Raw genomic sequence first — 16,249 nt, forward strand, 5'->3', positions numbered from 1 at the left:
CTCCCGCACCCCCGGACCCCCTCCCCGGGGAACGGGTTCGCGAGCACTCCTCAACGTCTTGTATTGTTTGCCGCGGAGGATTCGCCTAGTGGCCTAGGGCGCACGCTTGGAAAGCGTGTTGGGGGCAACCCCTCACGAGTTCGAATCTCGTATCCTCCGCCATTGCTCTCACCGGGCAATACGTCGAAGGCCCCCGCAGCTTGCTGCGGGGGCCTTCGACGTATGTGGTTGCAGTTCCAGCTGTCGCCCGTTGAGGACGGACCGGCACACGTTGCAGTACATGGCGGCGTTCAGCCCGTAGCGCCGCATCATCTGGCCGCAGCCGGCGCACAGCCCGAGCTCCCACGGCGGGCATCCCAGAGCGGCGGAGGCGGCGTGTTCCACGGTGATGCCGCACCAGCCGCACACTCGTGGCATTTCAAGGGCGCATGCCCGGCAGGGCTCACGCCGGCAGGGCGGCGTCGAGGTAGCGCTGCACCGGCTCGAACAGCCCGTACGGCACGTACTGAGGAATCTCACCGAGTGTGGCCCAGACCGTGTCGGCCACTTCACCAGCGCTCGCAATGGCCGCCTCGCCCCCGACGGGCCGACATGCGATGTAGTGAATCTCCCGACCCGTCAGAGGGTGCACTCTGCACCCCAGTGACTCTTGTGGGGCCACCCGTAGTCCGGTCTCTTCTTGGGTCTCACGTACGGCGGCTTCTTCGGGTGTTTCGCCGGGTTCGATCTTTCCTGCCGGGAACTGCCATGAGAGGGCGCCTTCCGTCACGCGTCGTTGTACGAGCAGAACGCGCGCGTCCCGAGCGACTATGGCAGCAGCGACCGCCACTTCTGCCCTACTGGTCACAAGGGTTCCCCCTCCAAGAGCCATCCCCTGACGCGCAACACCGTGGCCTCACCCCTTGATGGGCAGGTGCCGGGCCGCGTAGTACGCGTGCAGCGCCGCCTCGCTACCGGAGCCCAGGGCGGTCATGATCCGTTGGAAGCGGGTGGAGCGGAGGTCGCCGGCCACGAGGAGACGGGGCTGCTGGTCGGTGGGCGGGCAGTATCCGTCCGGGCCGCGGGTCAGGTCTCCGGGTGGGGCTGCGGGGGCGCTTCCCAGGCTGAGGAAGGCCGCGTCCGCCGTGATCGTCCGGTGAATACCGTCCTGTCCCACTGCCTCGGCCGACAGCTGGGCGCCTTCCCCGCCGTGCAGCGCCAGGTGATCGACGGGGAGGAGCGTGACCCGGGAGTCCTCACGGATCTCGTCGATCTTGTACGCGTCGGCCGCCGGGTACGCCACGAGGAGGCGCGTGTCCGTGGTCGGGTGTGCGCGCAGGAAAGTGCCAATCGGGCGGTCGCCGCCGAGGACGAGGAGGGTCCGGCCTTGGGCGTCGACGGCGTCGGCCTGCCAGAGCGCAGGCAGGGACAGGCCGGCGGGGGCGGTGATCCAGGGCGCGTCGCTGGGTTGGAGAGGGCCGACACCCGTGGCGACGACGGCGTGCGGGGCGGTGAGAGAAGCGCCCGTGTCCAATGTGGCGGTCACCTGGTCGTCGTCGGCGCGGAGCTCGGTGACGTACCGACCGAGTTCGAGGCGACACAGCTCCGTGCCCTTCAGCTCGGCGACGATGGAGTCCGCCAGCTCGGGGCCGCTGGTGTAGCCGCCGAGGACGTTGTTCAGGGCTGGGATCCGGTACAGGTTCCGGCACAGCCGGTCCGGCTCGACCAGAATCGAGCCCATGCCGACGCTGGCGGCCATACGTGCGGCAGCGCACCCGGCGGGTCCGCCGCCGATGATGATCAGGTCGGTGTCGTACAGCGTGTCGCCCATGCAGCTATTCCAGCACCGGGGCCCCGGCACACGCGGTGAGTTGGCCGACCACGTGGTCCGTGGTGACAAGCTGGCCGGTTCCGATCAGACGGCGGGCGACGACGAGTCCGGCGTCGTGTACGTCAGGACCGGCGTCGCTGGCGCAGGCGTCGGTGACGATCCAGGGTGCGTAGCCATGTTCGAAGGCGTCGGCCGCGGACTTCAGGACACAGCTCTCGGTGGCGATCCCGCAGAAGACGAGGTCGGTCCAGCCGCCCCCGCGGACCAGTTCGGCTGCCTGGGGGGTGAAGAGCGTGTAGCCGGTCTTGTCGACGACCGCGTGCGCGCGGGCTGCCGCCTCCGCGAGTTCGGGGACGATTTCGGTCTCAGGTGGTTCTTGGAGTCGGCGCCACTGGAAGAAGCGCTCGTACGGGCTGTCCGGATAGTTGAAGTACCGGGTGAAGATCACGGGTCGGCCGGCGCCGGTCCACTGGGCGACGAGATCGGAGACCGCAGGCACGGCGTGGCGGCTTCGCTCGTTCACGAAGCCGTTCTGCATGTCGATCACGACCAGCGCGGCGCTGCCGATGTCCATCCGTTGCTTCTCCTGCCCTGTGTTCTCACCCGACGCCCTCTCGCAGAGCGTCCTGCGCGGCGCGCAGCCGTTCGGCCAGCCCGCTGGTCTTCATGATGGCCTCCCGCATCAGAACGTGTTGAGCGGTCTCCTGGGCTCGGGCGGCGGTGAGCCGGGAGGAGGCGGCACGCAGGAAGCGCCAGCCGTACTGCTCGGGCATGAAGGGGTCCTGGCCGTCCTCGATCATTTGCTGCACCTGGCGGGTGAAACACCAGAGGGCTTGGACGGTCAGTTCGCAGGTGACCAACTCGTCGATCGTGAGGCTGCGCTCGCGGGAGTGGGACGCGTAGGCGACGCCGGACCAGCCCGCGTAGGCGGTGGACACACCCCGTACGCCGAAGGACACGATGTCGGGGTGGTCGAAGCCGGTGGCGAGGAGAGACTCCTCGACCGCACCGCCCAGAGGAGCGGGGCCGTCCGGGGCGCCGCGGTCGACCAGGACAGAGGGCGTGGACAACAGGCGCAGTGCGGTGTCGTGGGCGTCGCCGGACCAGGGGCCCGAGATGAGCCAGTAGAGGGAGAGGACGTACTCAGGGTTGGGAACGCCGGCGGGTTCCTCGTCCAGGAGGTCGCGGAGCTTGTCCCGCGCCCAGGGGAGGTCGGAGGCGTAGGAGCGGTACCGCCAGACCGCAAGGTCGGTGAGCGCGGCGGGCTGGTGCGGCTGAACGAGGTGGAAGACAGCCACCCCGCACGCGAAGGCGTGAAGGATGCACTCCTGTGCCTCGGGGTGGTCGACACGGGCCGAGGAGGACTCCAGCCACTCGTCGTGCGTACTCGGTCTCATGTGTGCGCGGAGGCGGCCGGCGCGCTCGACGCCGATGAAAACTGGCAGGAACTTGTGAGAGTCGACTTCGATGCGGCCTGTCGCGGGTGGCGCAGCACCGTTCGTTCCCAGCGCCGCCGCGAACCGCGTCTGCGCTTCGCCCGACGCATGGTCGAGCGCGGTGTCGAGCACAGCCTGGGACTCGGCACGCGGCTGGTAACCCGCACCGCCACCCTCCCAGTTCGACACGGTCCGGTCGCTGACTCCGAGGTAGGCGGCGAAGTCACGCAGGCTCATGCGAAGGGCTTCGCGCAGCAGCCGTGCTTCGCGGCCGGACCATCTCTGCACAGTCACCACCGTCGTACCCCCCGTCCGTCACTTGGTGAAACGCCGAAGCACCCTGCGCGAGCAGCCCTGTTCGGCATAACTGCGGCATTGCTGCAGCACCTGTGCGTCACACTCAGCGATCAGTTTGCACCATGCTGTATTCACGAACCGGGGAAAGTGGCCACAGCCAAAATGCGCCCCTCCGCCCGTTCTCTCCGGTTACACACCCAAGGAGCAAACGGCATGACCGACATCATCAAGCGCAACGCCCGCGCCATCCTTCTCGACGGCGACGAACTGGTCCTCATCAAGCGCACCAAGCCGGGCAGGGAGCCGTACTGGGTGTCGGTCGGCGGAGGCGTCGAGGAAGAGGACGCGACCATCGAGGCGGCGCTGCACCGGGAGGTGTTCGAGGAGCTGGGCGGCAAGCTGGAGCGCTCCGAGCTCGTGCACCTCATCACCGACGCGCTGGAGGGAGGCGTCGGAGTCCAGCACATCTTCGCTGCGCGCCTGGAGTCGATGGACCTGGCCGCACGGACGGGCACCGAGTTCGACAAGCCGGAGCGGGGCGAGTACGAGGTGGTCCGGGTGCCCTTCACCGCCCAGGCCGTCCGTGAGCTGAACCTGATGCCGCCTGAGTTGGCCGAGTTCATCGCCACGAACACTGCCGCGATCACCTCCGTCCTCGACACACCGATCCGCGAGGCATGAGCGATGGAGCGGTTACCGGACTTCGTCAGCCTCAACGGCCCTGACAACGTGGGCAAGACGACGCATCTCGATCGGCTGGCCGCGCGCCGACACGTCCTTCAGCCGCTGGGGGCTGTCCACGAGCACGATCCCGAGCCGTGGGCGCGGGTAGCGGCCGGCGACTACGCCCGGTGGTGGTTCGAGACGTCCACGACGGTCGAGCTGACGGAGATGCTCCTCGTCGGTCACGCCAAGCGGGCCGCCGCACGCGAGTCCGGTCGTACGGGGCTGCTGGACCGTGGCCTGCCCATGCTCCTCGCTGTGGCCACCGCGACATGCGTGGTCAAGGACGGGCTGACGGTGGGCGAGGCGTTCAAGACCGTAACGGATATCGCGGGTTCGCGCGCCACCGCATCGGAGACCTCGGTGCTGCTGCTCGCGTCCTTCGACGCCGAGCGCAGTTACGCCATCACCAGCGCCCGCGAGGGCCGCCCGTGGACCGGGATCTACCCGGCTTATCAGAAGACACTGCACGCTGTTCTGCTTCACCAGGCCGGCCACGGCACGTACGCCGCCGTCGTGGACTGCGAGAACCGCTCCCTGGACGACGTGCACAGCGCCGTACTCGATCACCTTGGCCTCACTCCACTCATCGACGGGAGTCCCCGATGACTCAGAACTCCCCGCCCCTGGTGCTGCCTCCGGGGCTCACCCGCGCCATGGCCACCCTCCAGGACAAGGACCGGCACCGCCTGGACGACACCGTCACCCGGCTCCACACCGTCAACGGGCGTCTGTGGGACACCGAGGACCGGGTGCGCAGCACCTTGCTCTCCGCCGCCCAGGTCGCCGACTGCAAGCGAGAGATCGACCAGCTCAACGCCGAACGCAATGCCCTCGCCGAACGGGCTGACGAAGTGCTCGGCTCGCTGGTGGACGCGGGCCGTGCCGATGTGCCGCTGCACACCGAGACGCTCGCCTCCGTCGTGGACCGCATGTCGGTGCTGACACTGCGGATCTGGCACAGCGAGCGTGCGGCGAGCCGCGACGAACTGGCCGCACGACGTGTCCCGGCCCTTCACGGGCAACGTGAGGAGCTCTGCGCCGCTCTCGACGCGCTGGTCTCCGATGTCGTCGCCGGCCGTCGTCGGCTCCCCGTGCCGGCCCGCTTCAAGCTGTACGGGCGGGAGGACGTCGCTCCGGCAGAGATCAAGCCGAGTCGGCATCTGCGCCAGGTACTCGCCTTCGGCGGGCTGAGTGAGTGCGGGAAGAGCACCAGCGCACAGTTCGTCCAGCGGACCTGCGGAGCCCAACGCCTCAAGATCGGCTTCCTGTTACGGCAGGCAGCCCACCGGGAAGGGCTCGCGGACCCGTACGCACTCTCGGCCCGTCGGCAGGCCGAACTGCTCCTCGGCGAGCTGAACCGCTTTGCGGACGCCCACGTCGACACGAAGCTGTTCACCATCGAGTCCGTCCACGACGATGCCTCGATCGCCGAGCTCAAGCAGCTCATGGGCGACACGCTCCAGATCGTCTACCTGGACGCCTCCTTCGCCGTACGCGTCGAGCGGTCGGGCACTCCGGCTCAGGCCGTCGCCGCGAAGGACGAGATCAAGATGAGCCGCGGCGCCCATCAGGTCGCCGCTCTGGCCGACCACGTCATCGACAACACCGGCAGCATCGCGGCCCTTCGCGCCCGCCTCCGGCGCATCGCCGCCCCGCCCTCCACGACTGCGCTGCGCGTGGCCACCCCGTACGGGCTCGGTCTTCCGGCAGCAGTCGCGTCGGCGACGGCCGACTTCACCGACACGGTGCGGGCGTACGGATCCGGCGTCCGGCTCGTCGCCCTGACCGGAAGCCTCGGAGAGGGAACCTGGATCGCCGGCTGGTCCGACCTGGACCTCATGGTGATCGCCGAGCACGAGGTCATCGGCGGGATTCATGAGGCCCTGGAGCAGTACCGGACGGCCCTCGGCAGTGCGGCCTCGCTCGGCCCCACCCTCGTCACGTCCGGAGAACTGACCGCCCGACGCATCACTCCGCGCCTGGCCTTCGTCCTTCACCAGCTCCAGCAGGGCAGCCCCGTCCTGCACGCGGCATCCGACCTCGAACTTCCGACGATCAGCCGGGACGAGCTCGCGTTCGCCGCCGTCCGCGAACTGCCCCAGGTCATGCTCACCATGCGCCGTCTGCGTACTGCGGAGGGAACGACCGCCCTGCGGCAGCTCTACAAGCACCTCGTGCTCGCCTGCCGCCTTCTCCTGCGCGAGCACAACCAGTGGGAGTCCGGCCCCGACCGGATCCTCGCCGCCGCCTCCCGCATGCCGGGCCTGACGGCCCTCGCGGTCCCTCCTCTGGCCGAGGTCGCGAACGCCTGGCGTACCGGTGACACCGAGCTCGTGCTCAAGCCCATCACCGCGGCGGTCGACCAGCTCCTCACCTGGTACGCGCTCCAGCTCGCCGCCTGAACCACGCGTCTCTCCTTCTCCCCTTTCCACCGACAGGAGCTTCGTCATGCCCGAAATCCTCACCGTGCCGCCCTTCTCCGCCCGAATCGTCGAGCGGCTCAGCGTCGGAGCCACGAGCCGCCGCGAGCGGGTCATCCACTCGTTGGACGGCCTGGAAAGCCCGGTACATCCCGACACCCTCGCCAGCACGGGGGCCGATCTGTGGCGTCTGGTCCAGGAGCAGTTGCCGGACGGCGCCGGCTCCGTGGACTTCCTCCTGGGCCTGGACGCGGGCGGCATCCTGCCCACCGTCTCCCTCGCCGACGCCGCCCGCCTCCCCTACAAGATCGCCTGGAAGCTGCATCTCCCCCTGGACGGCGCGGTCCGCTTCAGCGAGCCGCACGCCATGCGCACCGACGTCTTCGCCTACGGCATCGCTCCGGGACAGCGCATCGTCATCGTGGACGACGAGATCACCACCGGTCGGACCCTGGCCGACCTCACCCGCCGCCTCCGCGAGGCCGGCGCCGTCCCGCTGGCGGCGGCCTGCCTGGTGGAGGACACCACGCGCGGAGCCCGCGCCCTGCTCGACGAGCTCGAGCTGCCGCTGGTCGCGCTCACCACGATCGACGGTCCGGCGTGAGCTCGGTCGCGCCGCCAGGGGTCCGGTTCCACCACGGTTCCGTGGTCGTCCCCGCCGGGGCCGTCCACACCACCCCGCTGGGGTACGACCGTGGCAGCGTCCCCCTCGGCGCGCCGCTCCCGCTGACTGCCTCCGCCGAGCTCGTCCACCGCCTGAGCGGGTGCGGCGAGGTCGTGGTGGCCTTCGAGGGGAAGCTCGGAGACACCCTCCTCGCCCTGTCGGGGGTACGCGCGGTGCTCGACTGGCTGCGGCTGCGGTCTGTTCGTACGTCCGTCCGGGCGGTGGGGCCGTACGCAGGGCTGATCGCCCGGACCGGGCTGATCACTCAACCCCCAGTCACCACGCCCCACGGTCGACGCGCTGTGATCGGAGACCGCGCGGGGATCGAGGCGTACGGCTCCGAGGCAGTGGTGAGCCTTGTACTCGACCCAGCCGCCCCGCCCTGCTGGTCGAGCGACGGCCGCGCCCACCCGGACCTGCCGGCCCGCCACTACCTGGCGCTGGAACGCCGCCTCGGTATCCGCCTCCCCGGCACGGCTCCCTTCGCGCCGACGCTCGCGACCGGCCCGAACAATCTCGTGGAGGAGCTGCGATCGGTGGGCTGGCTGGGCGGTTTGACCATCGCCGCCATCACCGCCACCAGCTGGCCGGACCGGAAGGACTACACCGCCCAGCGGTACATCGCCCTCGCCGAGCAGATCGCCGAAGCCCAGCAAGCACAGGCCCGGCTGCTGCTCATCGGCGGCGCCCCGGAAGGCGGCTTTCGCGTCAGCGCAGAGGCCCCTCGACGCCACGTTCAGGTGCTCCACCTGAACGTGGTGCCGGCCGAACAGCTCGCCGATCTCTTCCCGCACTGCGACCTGATCGTCGGCAACGACACCGGCCTCACCCACCTCGCCGCGATGACGCGCACCGCAGAGGGGCCCGTCATCGGCCTGTACGCGCGCCACAGCCACAGCAAGTGGCGCACCGGGCTCCCCCACCACCACGCCATCGCCACCGACCTGTCCGACCGCATGCACCAGGGCGACCTCTGCCCCGTGCGAGACGCCATTCCCCCGGACGTCGACGTTCACATGGACGCCTTCCCGCCCGCCGAACTGGCCCGAGTGTGCCTCGAACTGCTCAACGGGGTGCGGCCATGACCCTCCGCAGCCCTCGGCGGCTCGGCCCGGTGCGGCGCTTCACCCGCAACCTGCTCTGTCCCGTCGACCTCCTCGGCCGCCCGTTGCTCCTGAAGTACACGCGCGACCCGGTGGAAAGCCGCGCCGAGGTTCGCGGGCACGCACGTCTGGCCCCGCACTACCGGGTGCCTACTCTCCACGCCCACCTGCGTGTGCCGGGCGGGCGGCTCCTCGCGTACGAGCGTCTGCCCGGCGGCACCGACCACGGGCTCCTGCTCGATCTCCTCAACGCCGACGAGCCGAGCAGCGACCTCCGCGCCTACATGGATCAGCTCACCGCCGCGTACCGCGAGGCCATCCTCGCGACGGCGACGCCCACCGACCCAACAAGCGTGGTCCGCAAGCTGTACTGGGACCGTGCGGCCCCCGGCGGCCGACTCGACGAGTACTACGGCGGTAGGGACTTCTTGATCGCCGACGGCCTCATCGACGTCCCGGTCTCCCGCCTCGACACCTACACCCTGAACATCAACGGCCGTCGGCACCACCTGGACTGGGTCGCCACCCTCCGCTGGCTCCGGGCCCACTTCGCCGCGACCCAACCGGTCTGGGCAGCGCTCACCCAGGGCGACCCCACCGACGTCAACCTCGCCCACCCGCTCGCCTGGTTCGACTACGACACCGCCGGCATGAACAGCATCCCCGGCGAGTTCGCCAACTTCCTTTGGTACGCCTCCACCCTCGGCGGCTGGCTCGTGCCCACGTACAACCCGGCGGCCTTCGCCGACCACCCCGCCACGTTCGCCCGCGTCCCGGACAACACCCCCGAGATCCGACGAGCGGACATCGAGCACACCACGAGCACCATCCGCATCGACTACGCCCCACGGCTCGCGGCTCCCCGGCGTGCCGCCGTGACCACGTACTGGAACCAGCTCGTACGACCGGTCGCCGACCGTCTCTGGCCCGGCGCCGACCTGGCGAATCTTCTCCGCCCCTACCTGGCCATGCGCATCCTCGGCGTCTACAACCTCGCCGACCTGGCCCCAGCGGACCGACTCGTCCTCCTCACCCGGCTCGCCGAAGCGATGAGCCCCGCCTTCGACCCCGCCACCTACTTCTGCCCCCTGGAGTCGTCATGCCCGGCCCCCTGAACGGCCGCACCGCCCTGGTCACCGGAGCCACCGGCGGCCTCGGCACGGCCATCGCCCGCCGCCTCGCAGCCGACGGCGCCACAATCGCGCTCGCCCACTTCGACGACGACCGAACGGCAGGAGAGCTCTCAGCCTCCCTCCCCTCTTGCATCTCCCTCTCGGCAGACCTTCGAGACGCCGAGGCCGTACGGTCCCTGTGCAGTCGAGCCCAAGAGGCCCTGGGCCCGGTGGAGATCCTGGCCAGCAACGCCGGCGCCTACCCGCGCCGATCGTGGCCGGAGACGACACCGACCCACTGGGAGGGCACTCTGGCCACCAACCTGACCAGCCACTATCTCCTCGCCCACGAACTCACCCCCGGCATGACGGCAGCCGGCTGGGGCCGGATCATCACGATCGGCTCCGTCCTCGCCGCTGCGGGCCGCCACGAGCTCGCCGGCTACATCAGTGCCAAGGCCGGCCTCGAAGGACTCACCCGCGCCCTCGCCCGCGAACTCGGCCCCGCCGGCGTCACCGCGAACTGCGTCGCTCCCGGCTCGATCCGCGTCCCCGCCGAAGACGCCGTCGTCGACGACCCGGAAGCCATGACCGTCCGCCAGCTCGCCCGCCAGTGCGTCCAACGCCGGGGCCGACCGGAAGACGTCGCCGCGGCCGTCGCCTTCCTCGCCACTGAGGACGCCGGCTTCATCACCGGCCAGACCCTGCGCGTCGACGGAGGCTGGATCCTTGGCTGACATCTGGCTCATGCGCCACGGCGCCTACGAAGGCCACCGCCCCGGCTACCACGCCCCACACGAGGCCGCTCTCACCATGGAGGGCCGCGACCAAGTGTGCCGCTCGCTTCCCCTCCCCGAAGGCATCACCGCGATCGTCACCAGCCCGATTCCCCGTGCCCGCCAGACCGCCACCCTCGTCTCGCACCTCACGGGCCTGCCGATCGTGGCCACCTCCGGCCTCCTCGCCGAGTGGCGCGCCCCGAGCGTCGTCGTCGGCCGCAGCGCCGAGACCTACCCGCCCGTCTATCGCGCCTGGCGGGCCCGGCGCCTCGCCAATCCGTCTCTACGCTGCGAAGACGGCGAAAGCCTCACCGACCTCCACACCCGCGCCCGCCACTGCGCCACGTTCCTTCACCACACCGCCCAACGCCACGGCCCTCTCCTGGCGGTCTCCCACACACTCTTCCTGGGCGTCCTCACGCACCTGCCAGAAGGCCCCGCCGCATTCGTCACCGCCGCGAAGGTCCCCTGGCGCTTCGCCGAGCATCGGCTTCTTCCCGCACCCCAACGAGCGGCGTCCGCCTCAAGCGGCCCGCCCAGTAGGACGGCCGGTCAGTCGTGGCGGTCCCCGAGAGACCCCTCCTAATCTTGCGTCTCCTTCCAGCGCACCCAATGTCTCCGGCCCTCTTGGCCAGGACCGTTCACAGCGCGGAGCTACAGCAGCAGCGGGGCCGGACGCTGCGCCCCTCCCACATCTGGTGCAGTTGTCATGGGAAGGAGTGGATCCAGGCACGGGCGGCCAATGGCAGTTCCGCCACCGTACGTGCGGAATCAGCCGCGCTCGGTACCGATGCTGGTTAGGGCAGTAGGGTTCCCAGTTGACTCTGGGAAGTGTTGCGGCTCGCGGCCAGGCGGGTCGCTTGCTATTAGGGAACGAGGCGCAGTGGCCACGACCACGACGGTGCACGACGTCATCAGGGCGATCCGTAACGGCGTCGACGGAAGCCGCGACCGCGGTACGCGCTTCGAGGAGCTCATGCTCCAGTACCTCAGCACCGATCCCCAGTGGACCGAACAGTTCACTCGCGTGTGGATGTGGGCCGACTGGCCGGGCACCGAGCACGACAAGCGGGACACGGGCATCGACCTGGTTGCGCAGGACCGGGAGACCGGCGGCTTCTGCGCGATCCAGTGCAAGTTCTACGACCCCAGCCACACACTCCAGAAGGAGGACATTGACTCCTTCTTCACTGCCTCTGGCAAGGGCGGCTTCACCCGTCGCATGATCATCTCCACGACGGAGAAGTGGAGCGTGCACGCCGAGGCCGCGCTGGCTGATCAGCAGATCCCTGTTACCCGGCTCGGCATGTCCGACATCGCGAACAGCCCGGTCGAGTGGTACATGCCTGCGGCCAACGAGCCCTTCGAGCTGAGCCTCCAGACGAAGAAGAGCCCGCGCAAGCACCAGCGCGAGGCCATCGACGCCGTCTTCGCCGGGTTCGCGGAGAACAATCGCGGCAAACTGATCATGGCGTGCGGCACGGGCAAGACGTTCACGGGCCTGAAGATCGTCGAGCGGCTCCAGAAAGAGCGAGCGGCGGCTGGGGAAGGCGACCACACCGCCGTCCTCTTCTTGGTCCCGTCTATCGCCCTGCTGTCCCAGACGCTGCGCGAGTGGTCCTTCGAGACCGAGCTGACGCTGCGCCCCTTCGCAGTGTGCTCCGACGTCAAGGTCGGCAGGGGGCAGTCCCAAACCGACGACCAGGACATGGCCACCCACGACCTGGCCCTGCCCGCCACCACCGACCCTGACCGCCTGATCAAGCAGATGGCCAGCGTGGAGGCCGGCCCCGGCCTGACGGTCGTGTTCTCCACCTACCAGTCGATCGCCACGATCGCCGAGGCGCAGAAAAAGGGCCTGGGCAGCTTCGACCTCATCCTGTGCGATGAAGCCCACCGGACCACCGGTGTCACACTCTCCGGCCATGACGAGTCCGCTTTCGTCCGCGTCCACGACAACGACTACCTCGCTGGTGACCGCCGCCTCTACATGACGGCCACCCCTCGCATCTACAACGAGGACACCAAGGCCGACGCGAAGAACGCCGACGCGGTCCTGGCCTCGATGGACGACGAGTCGACGTTCGGTCCGGAGTTCCACCGCCTCGGGTTCGGCCAGGCTGTGGAGCAGGGCCTGCTCACTGACTACAAGGTCCTCATCCTCACTATCGACGAGGGCGTCGTCGCCAAGACCCTGCAGCAGGGCATGGCTGGCGGATCGTCCGAGCTTGGCCTCGATGACGCCGCAAAGATCATCGGCTGCTGGAACGCCCTCGCAAAGCGAACCGGCACCTTCGCCGACGGCTCCGGCTTCGCCGAGGACGAGGCTCCCATGAAGCGGGCCGTCGCCTTCGCCCGGTCGATCGCGGACTCCAAGTCCATCGCAGAACGCTTCAACGAAGTCGTCGACGCGTACGACGACGCCGACGACGATGTGCTGCACTGCGAGGTCGACCACGTCGACGGGACCTTCAACACCCTGAAGCGGAACCGCCTGCTCGACTGGCTCAAGCAGGATCCCGGCCAGAACCAGGCCCGCATCCTGTCCAACGCGCGCTGCCTCTCCGAGGGCGTCGACGTCCCCAGCCTGGACGCCGTCCTCTTCCTCCACCCCCGCAACTCCGTCGTCGACGTCGTCCAATCCGTCGGCCGCGTGATGCGCCTGGCCCCCGGCAAGAACTACGGCTACATCATCCTGCCCGTCGCCGTGCCGGCCGGCATGCCGCCGGAGAAGGCCCTCGCCGACAACCAGCGCTTCAAGACCGTCTGGCAGGTCCTCCAAGCCCTGCGCGCCCACGATGACCGCTTCAACGCCACCGTCAACCAGATCGAGCTCAACAAGCACAAGCCCGACAACAAGATCGGCATCGGGGCCATCGGGCCCAATGACGAGACCGTCGGTGACCAGGACGGTTCCAGCACCGCGGACAGCGCCCAGGAGGCCAAGGCCAAGGAGGCTCAGGCCGCCCAGCACGTCCAGGACGCCCTGTTCTCCATCAGCGACTGGCGTGACGCCATCTATGCCCGCATCGTCGACAAGGTCGGCGAGCGCCACTACTGGGAGGACTGGGCCAAGGACATCGCGCAGATCGCCGACCGTCATGTGACCCGGATCAAGGCCGCCTTGGAGATCCCGGAGAAGCAGGCAGCCTTCAAGGAGTTCGTCGCCGAGCTGCGGGCCACCATAAACCCCGGCGTCACCGACGACAGTGCGATCGACATGCTGGCCCAGCACATCGTCACGAAGCCGGTCTTCGACGCACTGTTCAAGGACTACGCCTTCGCCGAGCACAATCCGGTCTCGAAGGCCATGCAGAGCATGCTCGACATCCTCGACGACCAGGGCCTGGATGCCGAGGCCAAGACCCTGGAGAGCTTCTACCAGTCCGTGCGCGTCCGAGCCGAAGGCATCGACAACCACGAAGGCCGCCAGCGCGTCATCGTCGAGCTGTACGACAAGTTCTTCAAGACCGCCCTGCCCAAGACCGCCGACGCCCTCGGCATCGTCTACACCCCGCTCGAAGTTGTCGACTTCATCCTGCGAGCCACCGAGCAGGCCCTGAACAAGCACCTTGGCCGCTCTCTCTCCGATGCAGGCGTCCAGATCATTGACCCCTTCGTCGGTACTGGCACCTTCCCCGTCCGTCTCCTGCAGTCCGGCCTCGTCAACCCCGAGGACCTGCTCCGCAAGTACACGAGCGAGCTGCACGCCAACGAGATCGTGCTTCTCGCCTACTACATCGCTGCCATCAACATCGAAGCCGCCTTCCATGACCTCGCTGGCGACGACTACCAGCCCTTCGAAGGCATCGTCCTCACCGACACCTTTCAGTTGGCGGAAGGCACCGCAAAGCTCGATGGCATGGACGTGCTTGAAGGCAACAGCGACCGCGCGAAAAGGCAGCAAAAGCAGCGCATCACAGTCGTAATTGGCAATCCGCCCTACTCAACGGGGCAGGACAGCATGAACGACAACAATCAGAACCTGAAGTATGAAGCACTGGATGGACGAATCGCGGAGACCTACGTCGCGAGGTCGAAAGCAACTCTGAAGAACTCGCTATATGACTCCTACATCAGGGCGATCCGCTGGGCGTCGGACCGGATCAAGGATGAGGGGGTAGTCGCCTTTGTATCCAACGGCGGCTACATCGACGGAACCAGCGCGGATGGCCTGCGCAGGTGCCTAGCCGACGAGTTTGACGCCATCTACTGCTATAACCTGCGCGGAAACCAGCGAACCGCAGGCGAGCAGTCCCGGAAGGAAGGAGGAAAGATCTTCGGGTCGGGAAGCCGAAACACCGTTGCTATCCTCATCCTTATCAAGGGAGCTAAGGATTCACCCTCGGCCGGGAACCTCCGCCTTTACTACCGCGATATCGGCGACTGCCTCAGCCGCGAGGAAAAGCTGGCAATCCTGAGCGGGCAGAACTTGAACACTGTCCCCTGGCAGCTGATCACCCCGAACTCCGATGGAGATTGGATCAACCAGCGCAACGACCGCTTTGCAGCCTTCCAAGCTATCGGCGAAAGGGATAAGACCAATCGGGCTCGCCCGATCTTCGCCGCCTACTCGAACGGCGTCGACACCTCCCGTGACCCATGGGCGTACAACTTCTCCGCCGATAAGGTGGGGGAGAACATGGACTCAATGATCGAGTTCTACAACGAGCAGGTCGACAACTTCAGGCAGCACGCCACGGAAACCGGCCTTGTCTCCCCTGGAATTAGGGAAGTCGAAGCCTGGATCGACACCGACCCGAAGCGGATCAGCTGGAATCATGCCGACAAGACCAGGATCCCTAAGGGCAAGAAGTACACATTCTCCCCGGAGATGGTCACCACTTCCACTTACCGCGTCTTCTCGAAGCAATACCTCTACTTCGACTCGCTACTGAACAATTCAACCTACCAACTTCCGGCGTTCTTTCCCGCGGGGGCGCACCAAAACTTCGGCTTCTATGTCGTCGGTAACGGATCAGCCGTGCCATTCTCCGCTCTCATGCTCGACCATGTTCCGAATCGTCACGTAACTGGCGCAGGAAGTGGCGGCTCATTCTTCCCACGATACAGCTATCGTGAGCTCGGAAAGGGTGACGACCTCTTCGCCGCCGCCGAAGACGAGACCGGCTACGAGCAGGTCGACAACATTACGGACGCGGCCCTCCGCGACTTCCGGGCGAGCTACAACGACGACGCGATCACAAAGGACGACGTCTTCTATTGCACCTATGCTTTGCTGCACTCGCCGGAGTATCGAACCCAATTTGCTGCCGACCTGAAGAAGTCCCTGCCTCGCATCCCCAAGGCGCGAGACTTCCACGGCTTTTCTCAGGCGGGGCGCAAGCTGGCCCACCTCCACGTCAACTACGAGGAGGTGGAGCCGTACGGCGGCATCAAGGAACAGGTCTCTGGCGACACGTCGGCCACTCCAGCAAGCGAGCTGTACCGGGTCACCAAGATGAAGATTCCGAAGGTGAAGGGGCAGCCGGACCGCTCGAGGATCGTCTACAACCACCGGGTGACTCTCACCAACATCCCGGAAGAGGCATACCGCTACCAGCTCGGGGCCCGGTCCGGTATCGAGTGGATCATCGACCGCTACCAGGTCAAGGTCGACAAGGCGTCGGAGATCACCAACGACCCCAATGACTGGTCCGACGACCCGCGGTACATCATCGACCTCCTCAAGCGGATCGTGACCGTCAGCCTGGAGACGATGAAGATCGTGGACGCGCTGCCGGCCCTCGACATCGTCGACTAGGAGTCCGCCCGAGAGTCGCCAGAGCGGCGGCCTGGTTGCAGTTCTGGTTGCGTTCACCCCCGTCCTGGCCCGTCCGGACGGGGTCACCCCGAACGCTCCGCCGCAGGTCAGGACGCCCACGACCCCCGCCGGACCCCC

Annotated in this window: 13 protein-coding genes and 1 tRNA gene; 10 read left to right on the forward strand and 4 right to left on the reverse strand. The window is 67.8% G+C overall.

The genetic code is table 11. The annotated features are described in order from the left end of the window. Positions 1-74: 74 nt before the first annotated feature. Positions 75-162, forward strand: a tRNA-Ser gene (locus EAO73_RS32750). A 280-nt stretch (positions 163-442) separates the two neighbouring features. Here EAO73_RS32750 and EAO73_RS32760 read toward each other — a convergent pair. Genes EAO73_RS32760 through EAO73_RS32775 form a run of 4 tightly spaced genes read right to left on the reverse strand, consistent with a single transcriptional unit; the run spans position 443 to position 3,543 of the window. After that, positions 443-871, reverse strand: coding sequence for an NUDIX hydrolase (locus EAO73_RS32760; RefSeq protein ID WP_147975096.1), 429 nt, complete (start codon positions 869-871; stop codon positions 443-445). 24 nt (positions 872-895) lie between these two features. After that, the gene (locus EAO73_RS32765) at positions 896-1,810 is read right to left on the reverse strand and encodes an FAD-dependent oxidoreductase (RefSeq protein WP_147975097.1); all 915 of its coding nucleotides are present in this window, start codon (positions 1,808-1,810) and stop codon (positions 896-898) included. A 4-nt stretch (positions 1,811-1,814) separates the two neighbouring features. Further along, entirely contained in the window at positions 1,815-2,384 is a 570-nt protein-coding gene (locus EAO73_RS32770; protein WP_147975098.1) for an isochorismatase family cysteine hydrolase, read from the reverse strand. A 25-nt stretch (positions 2,385-2,409) separates the two neighbouring features. After that, positions 2,410-3,543 (reverse strand): helix-turn-helix domain-containing protein, encoded by a 1,134-nt coding sequence (locus EAO73_RS32775; protein ID WP_412075781.1) that lies wholly within the window; start codon positions 3,541-3,543, stop codon positions 2,410-2,412. Between the two features lie 213 nt (positions 3,544-3,756). On the opposite strand from EAO73_RS32775, the gene EAO73_RS32780 reads away from it, so the two are divergent. The 9 genes from EAO73_RS32780 (at position 3,757) to EAO73_RS32820 (ending at position 16,111) form a co-directional block, all read left to right on the forward strand. After that, entirely contained in the window at positions 3,757-4,224 is a 468-nt protein-coding gene (locus EAO73_RS32780; protein ID WP_147975100.1) for an NUDIX hydrolase, read from the forward strand. 3 nt (positions 4,225-4,227) lie between these two features. Next, entirely contained in the window at positions 4,228-4,875 is a 648-nt protein-coding gene (locus EAO73_RS32785; RefSeq protein ID WP_147975101.1) for a hypothetical protein, read from the forward strand. Continuing rightward, positions 4,872-6,671 (forward strand): DUF4254 domain-containing protein, encoded by a 1,800-nt coding sequence (locus EAO73_RS32790; RefSeq protein ID WP_147975102.1) that lies wholly within the window; start codon positions 4,872-4,874, stop codon positions 6,669-6,671. Before EAO73_RS32785 ends, EAO73_RS32790 begins: the two co-directional genes overlap by 4 nt. 46 nt (positions 6,672-6,717) lie before the next feature. Beyond that, positions 6,718-7,293, forward strand: coding sequence for a phosphoribosyltransferase family protein (locus EAO73_RS32795; RefSeq protein ID WP_147975103.1), 576 nt, complete (start codon positions 6,718-6,720; stop codon positions 7,291-7,293). Further along, on the forward strand, positions 7,290-8,438 hold the full coding sequence (locus tag EAO73_RS32800) for a glycosyltransferase family 9 protein (RefSeq protein ID WP_147975104.1): 1,149 nt from the start codon (positions 7,290-7,292) through the stop codon (positions 8,436-8,438). The genes EAO73_RS32795 and EAO73_RS32800 overlap by 4 nt, the downstream gene beginning before the upstream one ends. Beyond that, complete coding sequence (locus EAO73_RS32805) at positions 8,435-9,571, forward strand: hypothetical protein (protein ID WP_147975105.1); 1,137 nt, start codon at positions 8,435-8,437, stop codon at positions 9,569-9,571. Before EAO73_RS32800 ends, EAO73_RS32805 begins: the two co-directional genes overlap by 4 nt. Beyond that, a complete protein-coding gene (locus EAO73_RS32810) occupies positions 9,556-10,305 on the forward strand; it encodes an SDR family NAD(P)-dependent oxidoreductase (RefSeq protein ID WP_147975106.1) in 750 nt (249 codons plus the stop codon). The genes EAO73_RS32805 and EAO73_RS32810 overlap by 16 nt, the downstream gene beginning before the upstream one ends. Continuing rightward, positions 10,298-10,933 carry a histidine phosphatase family protein gene (locus EAO73_RS32815; RefSeq protein ID WP_147975107.1) on the forward strand — a complete coding sequence of 212 codons (636 nt, stop codon included), beginning with the start codon at positions 10,298-10,300 and terminating at the stop codon, positions 10,931-10,933. The genes EAO73_RS32810 and EAO73_RS32815 overlap by 8 nt, the downstream gene beginning before the upstream one ends. 297 nt (positions 10,934-11,230) lie before the next feature. Further along, entirely contained in the window at positions 11,231-16,111 is a 4,881-nt protein-coding gene (locus tag EAO73_RS32820; RefSeq protein ID WP_224756543.1) for a DEAD/DEAH box helicase, read from the forward strand. Positions 16,112-16,249 lie beyond the last annotated feature (138 nt).

The sequence above is a fragment of the Streptomyces sp. col6 genome, assembly GCF_008042035.1.
Classification (GTDB): Bacteria; Actinomycetota; Actinomycetes; order Streptomycetales; family Streptomycetaceae; genus Streptomyces.